Source organism: Campylobacter showae CC57C, assembly GCF_000344295.2.
GTDB classification, from domain to species: domain Bacteria; phylum Campylobacterota; class Campylobacteria; order Campylobacterales; family Campylobacteraceae; genus Campylobacter_A; species Campylobacter_A showae_B.
In genome coordinates this window covers 1-8,024 of record NZ_AOTD01000222.1, presented here as the reverse complement: position 1 = coordinate 8,024, position 8,024 = coordinate 1, and the positions used below count along the sequence as shown (strand labels likewise).

Below are 8,024 nucleotides of genomic sequence, written 5' to 3'. Positions count from 1 at the left end.
TTTTTACGTCGCAACCCTTAAATCCATCTCGCGATACTTCACCTTAAAATTTACGCTTAAATTTATGGATACGAGGAAAACGATGATACCAAGCTACAAAGAGATGATGTTCCCGATTTTAAGATTTATCGACGAACGCGGCAGCATAGATAGCAAAGAGGTTTGTAAATTTGTCGTAGAGTACTATAAATTTAATGACGACGAACTCTCGCAAAGGATACCTAGCGGCATGCTTTTGTATGTTAACCGCACAGGATGGGCGTTGTCGTATTTTGCGGGCAATAAAGAAGTCGTAAATTTGCCAGGCGCCAAAAATCCCGTCAAAAAAACCGGCAGAGGCGTGTACGAGATAACGGATCTTGGCAAACAAATACTAAAAAGCAAGGATGCGCAGGCTAAATTTGAAGCCTGGTACGATGAAATTTATAAAAACAAAAGCGCGCCGAGCGCCAAAATCTCGCAAACCGCGACGCAAGAAAAGACGCCCATCGACGTCATCGCCGAGACGGCAGATGAGCTCGCGCAAAATCTAAAATCTCAAATTTTAGACGAAATTTCGCAGAAAAAGCCGAGCTTTTTTGAGTATTTGGTGGCACGCTTGCTCGAAAAAATGGGCTACAGAGTAGGCAGGCTAACCAAAAGCGGCGCGGACGGCGGTATAGACGGTATCATAGACGAGGATGAGCTTGGATTGTCGCAAATTTACGTGCAGGCTAAAAGCTGGCAAGGCACGGTCTCTCGTCCTGAAATTCAAAAGTTCGTCGGCGCGATTTCAGATAAGCAGACCAAAAAGGGAGTGTTTATCACGACGTCAAAATTTAGCAAGGATGCCGAAAGATACGCCGCAAACGTGCAAAGTCACACAGTCGTTTTGATTGACGGAGAGCGGCTGGCGGAGCTGATGATAAAATACAAACTCGGCGTGCAAGTGCAGCAAAACATCGAAATTTTCGATATCGACGGCGACTTTTTCGGCGATGAAATTTGACCCGTCGCGAGTCGGCGCACAGACACGCAAGGCGAAATTTATGCTAAAATCGGCGTAAATTTAAAGGAAACCGATGAAAAAACTAAAATTTATCTTTGCTTTTGCCGCGGCGTTTATTTTTAGCGGTTGCTATGAGACGACGCTGCTTACACGGGTGCCGATCTCGGCGCTTGTTTTGGACAAGGGCGCGGACGTGAAATCCACGATCGTGCTAACTGGCATAACGCCGCAGACGCACGAAATGAAGACGGTAACGGACAACGTTCGCATTTTCGTCCCGGACGCTAAATTTAAGGATTTTCCGACGGGAGAAACCGCCTACGAGATGAGCGTGAGCGTCGGCAAGGGCGGCAAAAACTCGGACAAGCGCGCTGTGCGGATATATCTAAGCCCAGACGGCGGCGTCTACGGCAGGCTTAGTAAAAACGTACTCGAGCAGTACACGGGCGCGGCGAAACAGGGCGAAGCGCCGACGCTAAAAGCGGCGATAAAATTTGAAAACGACACGAAGGATACGTACGAGATGATCTCGAGCAATGACTTTAAGGCTAGCGACGAGGCCGAAACGGGCGGCGTTTATATCTTGGCGCCGGGGCAGGTCACGGGCGCCATCTGGACGGAAAATATCGCGATACGCGAGGCGCTTGCCGGCAAGGCGGTCAAAATCGGAACTTTAAAAAAGGCGGCAAAATGAAAAATCCTAAAATCGGCTTTATCGGCGGCGGAAACATGGGCGGCGCGATGATCGAAAATTTGGCGCAAAGGTTGGGCGGCGAGCGGTTGTTCGTCTATGCCAGGAGCAAAACGGCGGCTCTGCGCGAAAAGTGCGGCGTAAACGCCTGCGAGAGCGAGGCTGCGGTCGCGTCGGCGGCCGATATCACGGTGCTAGCAACCAAGCCCGCGGCGTATGTGGGTATATTAAATTTGATAAAAGACGCAGCGCGGGGCAAGGTTGTAGTCACGCTCGCCCCGAGTTTTAGCCTGGAGCAAAGCGCGCAAATTTTGGGCACGCAGGCTAAGATCGCCCGCGCGATGCCAAACACTCCCGCAGCAATCGCAGAGGGCGTAAGCGCGCTGTGTTTTAACGAAAATTTAAGCGCGGACGAGCGGGCGGCGGTGCGAGAGATTTTTGAAAATTTCGGCGCCGTTTATGAGCTCGAGGAGGCTAAATTTGCCGCATTTACGGGTATCGCGGGCAGCTTGCCGGCCTATGTTTTTATGTTTATCGAGGCCGCGGCCAATGCAGGAGTGCTCGAGGGGCTGCCTAGAGCGCTGGCGTACGAAGCTGTCGCGGCTAGCGTTGCAGGCTCTGCGCAGCTCATGCTAAAAAGCGGCAAACACCCAGCAGCCCTAAAAGACGAAATTTGCTCGCCCGGCGGCACGACGATAGAGGCCGTAAAGGCGCTGGAAAAAGGCGGATTTCGCGCGGCGGTGATGGATGCGGTCGCGGCATGCGTCAAAAAGGCGCGCGGTAGGTAAATTTACTGCTTTAGCCGACGCTTAGAAATGATTTTTGGAGTTTAAAGGCGTGCGAATTTTGCTTATAGACGCGATCTGTTCTAGATTACGAGTTAAATTTAAAAATTCTAATCAAAATTTTAATTTTTATAAAATTTAAAATTTAACTTATAGCTCGGCCCTGTTGATATTTGAGCCGATTTTGTATCCAAAATTTACATCATTTAAAAAATAAAATCCGAAATTTTGATATAAATTTATTTTATCTTAAACTTTTTTTGCATAAAATCACCGCCAAATTTTACTCGAAAGGTACGCTATGAAAAACGATATGTGCGACATGTGTTGTTGCGAAATGAAAAGCTAGGGCGCTAGGCACGAATATCTTTTTAAGTGCTTAGCAGGTCGCTAAACATTTAAAAAGATATTTCAACTCCGCACTCGCGGGCCTTTTTAGATGAATAGCCAACGATAAATTTAAAAAGGACAAAAAATGAAAAAACTACTAAAATCTTCTCTACTTACTTTGGCGAGCTTCGCTCTTTTAACCGGCGCAAATGCAAAAACTCTCGAAAACGGCGTTTTGAAAATCGCGACCGAAGGCACGTATTCGCCCTACTCCTACCACGATAAAAACGACGCGCTAACCGGCTATGACGTAGAAGTGGCACGCGAAGTCGCTAAAAAGTTAAATTTAAAAGCGGAATTTATCGAGGCTCCGTGGGATGCGATGCTGGCGGCATTTGATGCGGGCAAGGCCGATATCGTGTTCAATCAAGTAAGTATCACGGACGAGCGCAAGAAAAAATACGATTACACCGTTCCATATACCGTCGCCTACGCCGCGCTAGTCACGCACAAAGACAATAACGAAATCAAAGGCTTCGAGGATCTAAAAGGCAAGAAGAGCGCGCATTCGGCAACTAGCAACTGGGCCGGTATCGCACAAAAATACGGCGCGCAAATCGTCACCGTGGACGGCTTTAGCAAAGGGGTGGAGCTCATCATCAGCCGCCGTGCGGATGCGACGATAAACGACAGCGTGACTTTCTACGATTACATAAATCAGCGTCCAAACGCCCCGCTAAAAATAGCCGCTAGCGGTAGCGAGCCAATCTACTCCGCAGCCATCGTAAAAAAGGGCAACGAAGAGCTCGTAAATGACGTAAACAAGGCTCTTAGCGAGCTAAAAAGCGAAGGCAAGCTAAAAGAAATTTCGGTCAAATACTTCGGCAAAGATATCTCGGAGTAAATTTTACCCGCATAAAAGCAGCTAAATTTAAAGGATAAAAGATGGTTTCAAAACTACTAAAAATTTTGGCTCTGGGCGCGTTTTTGACGCTAAATTTAAATGCCAAAACCATAAAAGAGGGCGTTTTAACGATCGCTACGGAAGGTACTTATGCGCCGTTTTCATACTACGACGATAAAAACGAGCTAAAAGGCTACGACGTAGATATCGCCCGCGAAGTCGCTAAAAAGCTAAATTTAAAGATCGAGTTCTTAACCGCTCCGTGGGACGCGATGCTCGCGGCATTTGATGCGGGCAAGGCCGATGCGGTATTTAATCAAGTAAGCGTTACTGACGAACGCAAGAAAAAATACGACTACGCGCAGCCCTATACCGTCGTACACGGAGCCATCATCACTCATAAAGATAACGACGATATCAAAAGCTTTGATGATCTAAAAGGTAAGAAAAACGCGGACTCCGCTACGAGCAACTGGGCAAAGGTGGCCGCTAGTTACGGGGCGCAAAACGTCACGGTCGATAGCTTTAGCAAGAGCATGGAGCTTCTCGTTAGCAAGCGCGTAGATACCGTCGTGCGCGATAATATCGTATTTTACGACTTCATCAAGCAGCGCCCGGGCGCCCCGGTTAAAATAGCCGCCGAGGGAAGCGATACCGACTATACCGCGCCTATCGTGCAAAAGGGCAATACGGAGCTTGCCGATCAGATCAGCAAGGCGATAGAGGAGCTAAAAAACGAAGGCAAGCTGGCTGAAATTTCGATCAGGTATTTCGGCAAAGATGTCTCGCGGTAGATGGCGATGAACGAATTTGACCGTATAAGCGAGCTTTTGCTAAGCTCGCTACAACCTATGGCGCTAGCGATGATAAAGGTGACGCTGCCTCTTACGGCGATCTCCTTTTCGCTGGGACTTCTTATCGCTGTGCTAACGGCGATCGTGCGCATAGCAAATATCAAAATTTTAAAGCAATTTAGCGAATTTTATATCTGGATATTTCGCGGCACGCCGCTTTTGGTGCAGCTTTTTATCGTATATTTCGGTCTGCCGATCGTGGGCGTTACGCTCGATGTTTGGAGCGCGGCGATCATAACTTTCAGCCTAAATATCGGCGCTTACGCTTCCGAGGCCGTTAGGGCGGCCGTGCTTTCGGTGCCCAAAGGCCAGTGGGAAGCCGCCACGGCGCTTGGCATGAGTTATACGCAAATTTTACGCCGTATAATCGCTCCGCAAGCCGCTCGTATCTCGCTACCCCCGCTTTCAAATATCTTTATCAGCACGCTAAAAGACACCTCGCTTGCGGCTTCTATCACGATGGTCGATATGTTTATGGTCGCTCAGCGCATCGCTGCGCGCACCTTCGATCCGCTCACGCTTTACGTGCTTGCCGCGCTTTTTTACTTGATAGTCTGCACGTTTTTGACGTTTTTGCAAGCTAGGCTCGAGAAGAGATTTTCAAGGTACGTGTGATGATAAAATTTAAAAATTTGACTAAGAAATTTGGCGATAATGTCGTTTTAAACGGCTTAAATTTAGAATTTAAAGACGGCGAGACTACGGTTATTTTAGGAAGCTCGGGCTCGGGCAAATCAACCCTGCTGCGTTGCATAAATTTACTCGAGATCCCGGACGGCGGCGAGCTTGAGCTTGGAAGCGATAAGATAAGCTTCGCCGGTAAAATTTCGCAAAAAGATATGCTGCCGTTTCGCGAACACACGGGGATGGTCTTTCAGAGCTTTAATCTATTTCCGCATCTAACGGCTCTACAAAACGTAACGGAAGGCCCTGTGCAGGTGCTGAAAATCTCAAAAGAGCAGGCAGAAATTGAGGCCCTGGCGCTACTTGAAAAGGTCGGGCTAAAGGGCAAGGAGCACGAGTATCCAAGCAGGCTCTCGGGCGGTCAATCGCAGCGAGTGGCGATAGCGCGAGCGCTTGCGATGAAACCGTATTTTTTGCTTTTGGACGAGCCCACGAGCGCGCTTGATCCGGAGCTTGAGGCGGAGGTTTTGAAGGTCATCGGCGGGCTCAGCAAGGAGCGCGACTCGCTCATCATCGTCACGCATAATATGAACTTCGCTCGCAAAGTCGCGGATAGAATTTTATTTTTAGAGCACGGCAATATCGAATTTGACGGTACGGCGGAGGAATTTTTCAGCAGCGATTCGCCGCGTATAGTCAAATTTATCTCGGCGATGGATTTTTTAATTTTAAGGAAAAAAATGAAAATAGATACACTAATCGTAAAAGGTATCGAAGCCAAAAACAACCCTCACGGCGCGGTCGTTCCGCCTATTTATCTAGCCACGACATTTGCGCAAGACGGTTTAGACGACTTTCAAACGTATGCCTATTCTCGTAGCGCAAATCCGACGCGAAATGCATTTGAGGAGCTTTTCGCCAAATTTGAAGACAGCAAATACGCCTTTGCTTTGGCTTCAGGCATGGCGGCGACCTCGGCGGTTTTTAATCTGCTAAAAAGCGGCGACAAAGTGCTTTTAAATAGCAATGTTTACGGCGGCACTTACCGCTACGCAAACGGTATTTTTGCAAATTTCGGGATCAAATTCGAACTCGTCGACGATCTAAATAAAATCTCTCGTTTGGACGAGGACGTTAAGATGATATTTATCGAGACGCCGTCAAATCCGCTGCTGCGAGTAACGGATATCGCGCGGCTAGCCGAGCTAGCTCGTAAAAATGGCGCGCTTGTCGTCGTCGATAATACTTTTTTGACGCCGTACTATCAAAAAGCGCTAAAATTTGGTGCTGATATCGTCGTTTATAGCGCGACGAAATACATCGGCGGACATGCCGACGTAATTGCGGGAATCGTGACCACGAACGACGATGCGCTAGCCGAGCGTATAGCTTTTATGAAAAATACTCTCGGCGCAACGCTAAGCCCTGCAGATGCTTATAATCTAATAAGAGGCCTCAAAACTCTTAGCGTGAGATTTGATAGACAAAGCGAAAATACGCTAAAAATCGTAGAATTTTTAGAAAAAAACCTCGGCCGTCAAAACCGTACACTATGCAGGCTCGTATTCGCCGGAGGAGAAAAGTATTCAAAACACCCAAGCCGGCGTCATCGGCGCACTCATATCCCTAGAGCTAAACGAAAAATACGACTATAAAATTTTTGCCAAAAGCTTGGAGCTTTTTGATCTGGCCGTGAGCCTTGGCGGTGTTGAGAGCCTGATCTGCCACCCGGCCTCGATGACGCACGAGTCCTATTCGCCGCAATTGCAAGCCCAAATCGGCATTACGCAAGGTTTGCTACGCCTTGCCGTCGGTATCGAAAATTCGGATGATTTGATCGCGGATTTGGAGCAGGCGATAAAAAAGGCTAAAATTTAACCCCGCTTGCCGCCTTGGCGCTTTTGTCGCTTGGGCTAAATTTATCAAATTTAGCTTTGGGCTAGGCGGGCAAATGGGCGCGACTAGTTTGCTAAAACGGCACCCGGCGCCAAGGCGAGCGAATTTACAAATCGTCGCTAAATCAGTCCGCGGCTATTTTGCTTTAAACAAACTAGCAAAAATCCCGACGCCTAAAACTCCCAAGATAACCCACAAACTAGCCTGCGCCGAAATCTTAAGTCCGTGATGAAAGATATGCGCGGAAGCGGTTGGGTTGGGGAGATTTTCAAATTTTAGCGATTTTATTTGAGCTGATGTCGTTTGGGCGACCGGGTTTAATTGAGCCGAGTAAAATAAAAATTTGGCGCTAATTTTGCACGCCGAATTTGTAAGATACGGCTCAAAAACTCAAGGCTAAATTTTGACTTCGCAACACCGAGGCAAAGCAGGTTCGCTCTGCCCCGGAACGCATATTTATCGCGGTTTAAAACGGCTTATATACCATCATCCAGATGATGATGACCATCGCGATAGTCGGCACTTCGTTGTAAGCGCGAAAGAACATGCCGCTCTTGTTACAGCGTTTCTCGCGTAGCTGCACCATATAGCGGCCAAGATCCAGGTGAAACGCCGCGAGGATGACGACGACGGTGAGCTTGACGTGCACGTAGCCGCTGCGCAAAAGCTCGGGCATCGCGACGATGATCAAAATACCCGTCAAAAAAGTGCCGATCAGCGCGACCCAGCCGATATAGTGGTACATCTTGTACTCCTGCACCTCGACGACGCGCACGAAATCAGGCTTGTCCATATTCTCTGCATGATAGACGTAGAGGCGCGGCTGATAGAACAAAAACGCCATCCACGAGATGAAACACAAGTAGTGGAAATACTTGATGAGGTTGTAGTACTCTGCCATTTTTTCTCCTTTTAATTTTTATTTTAGCGGCTTGTCTCGCGAGTACTTTTC

The 8,024-nt window shown here is 48.1% G+C and carries 8 protein-coding genes and 2 pseudogenes; 9 read left to right on the top strand and 1 reads right to left on the bottom strand.

Translation table 11 applies throughout. The features are described 5' to 3' along the window. The 9 genes and pseudogenes from H740_RS08735 to H740_RS11750 form a co-directional block, all read left to right on the top strand. The coding region (locus H740_RS08735) for a restriction endonuclease (RefSeq protein ID WP_002953327.1) at window positions 1-988 on the top strand (988 nt) is incomplete at its 5' end. 73 nt (window positions 989-1,061) lie between these two features. Beyond that, window positions 1,062-1,682 (top strand): hypothetical protein, encoded by a 621-nt coding sequence (locus tag H740_RS08730; protein ID WP_002953326.1) that lies wholly within the window; start codon window positions 1,062-1,064, stop codon window positions 1,680-1,682. Beyond that, window positions 1,679-2,467 carry a pyrroline-5-carboxylate reductase gene (proC, locus tag H740_RS08725; RefSeq protein WP_002953325.1) on the top strand — a complete coding sequence of 263 codons (789 nt, stop codon included), beginning with the start codon at window positions 1,679-1,681 and terminating at the stop codon, window positions 2,465-2,467. The genes H740_RS08730 and proC overlap by 4 nt, the downstream gene beginning before the upstream one ends. A 472-nt stretch (window positions 2,468-2,939) precedes the next feature. Then, window positions 2,940-3,698: an amino acid ABC transporter substrate-binding protein gene (locus H740_RS08720; protein ID WP_002953324.1), complete on the top strand. Its 759-nt coding sequence runs from the start codon at window positions 2,940-2,942 to the stop codon at window positions 3,696-3,698. 41 nt (window positions 3,699-3,739) lie between these two features. Further along, a complete protein-coding gene (locus tag H740_RS08715; protein ID WP_002953323.1) occupies window positions 3,740-4,492 on the top strand; it encodes an amino acid ABC transporter substrate-binding protein in 753 nt (250 codons plus the stop codon). A gap of 6 nt (window positions 4,493-4,498) precedes the next feature. Then, entirely contained in the window at window positions 4,499-5,167 is a 669-nt protein-coding gene (locus tag H740_RS08710; protein ID WP_197273070.1) for an amino acid ABC transporter permease, read from the top strand. Further along, window positions 5,167-5,898, top strand: a pseudogene (locus H740_RS08705) (amino acid ABC transporter ATP-binding protein); the annotation flags it as partial. The gene H740_RS08710 and the pseudogene H740_RS08705, both read left to right, overlap by 1 nt. Window positions 5,899-5,916: 18 nt before the next feature. Next, window positions 5,917-7,054 (top strand): annotated as a pseudogene (locus H740_RS08700) (trans-sulfuration enzyme family protein). Between the two features lie 73 nt (window positions 7,055-7,127). Continuing rightward, window positions 7,128-7,301, top strand: a complete 174-nt coding sequence (locus H740_RS11750) for a hypothetical protein (protein ID WP_156318418.1) — start codon at window positions 7,128-7,130, stop codon at window positions 7,299-7,301. A gap of 237 nt (window positions 7,302-7,538) precedes the next feature. Here the strand turns inward: H740_RS11750 and hemJ are convergent, their stop codons facing one another. Further along, window positions 7,539-7,973, bottom strand: coding sequence for a protoporphyrinogen oxidase HemJ (hemJ, locus tag H740_RS08695; protein WP_002944278.1), 435 nt, complete (start codon window positions 7,971-7,973; stop codon window positions 7,539-7,541). Window positions 7,974-8,024 lie beyond the last annotated feature (51 nt).

What these genes read in the sequence shown, in the direction of transcription:
- H740_RS08730 (WP_002953326.1), top strand. Translation starts at nt 1,062, where the DNA reads ATGAAAAAACTAAAATTTATCTTTGCTTTTGCCGCGGCGTTTATTTTT.
- proC (WP_002953325.1), top strand. Translation starts at nt 1,679, where the DNA reads ATGAAAAATCCTAAAATCGGCTTTATCGGCGGCGGAAACATGGGCGGC.
- H740_RS08720 (WP_002953324.1), top strand. Translation starts at nt 2,940, where the DNA reads ATGAAAAAACTACTAAAATCTTCTCTACTTACTTTGGCGAGCTTCGCT.
- H740_RS08715 (WP_002953323.1), top strand. Translation starts at nt 3,740, where the DNA reads ATGGTTTCAAAACTACTAAAAATTTTGGCTCTGGGCGCGTTTTTGACG.
- H740_RS08710 (WP_197273070.1), top strand. Translation starts at nt 4,499, where the DNA reads ATGAACGAATTTGACCGTATAAGCGAGCTTTTGCTAAGCTCGCTACAA.
- H740_RS11750 (WP_156318418.1), top strand. Translation starts at nt 7,128, where the DNA reads ATGGGCGCGACTAGTTTGCTAAAACGGCACCCGGCGCCAAGGCGAGCG.
- hemJ (WP_002944278.1), bottom strand. Translation starts at nt 7,973, where the DNA reads ATGGCAGAGTACTACAACCTCATCAAGTATTTCCACTACTTGTGTTTC.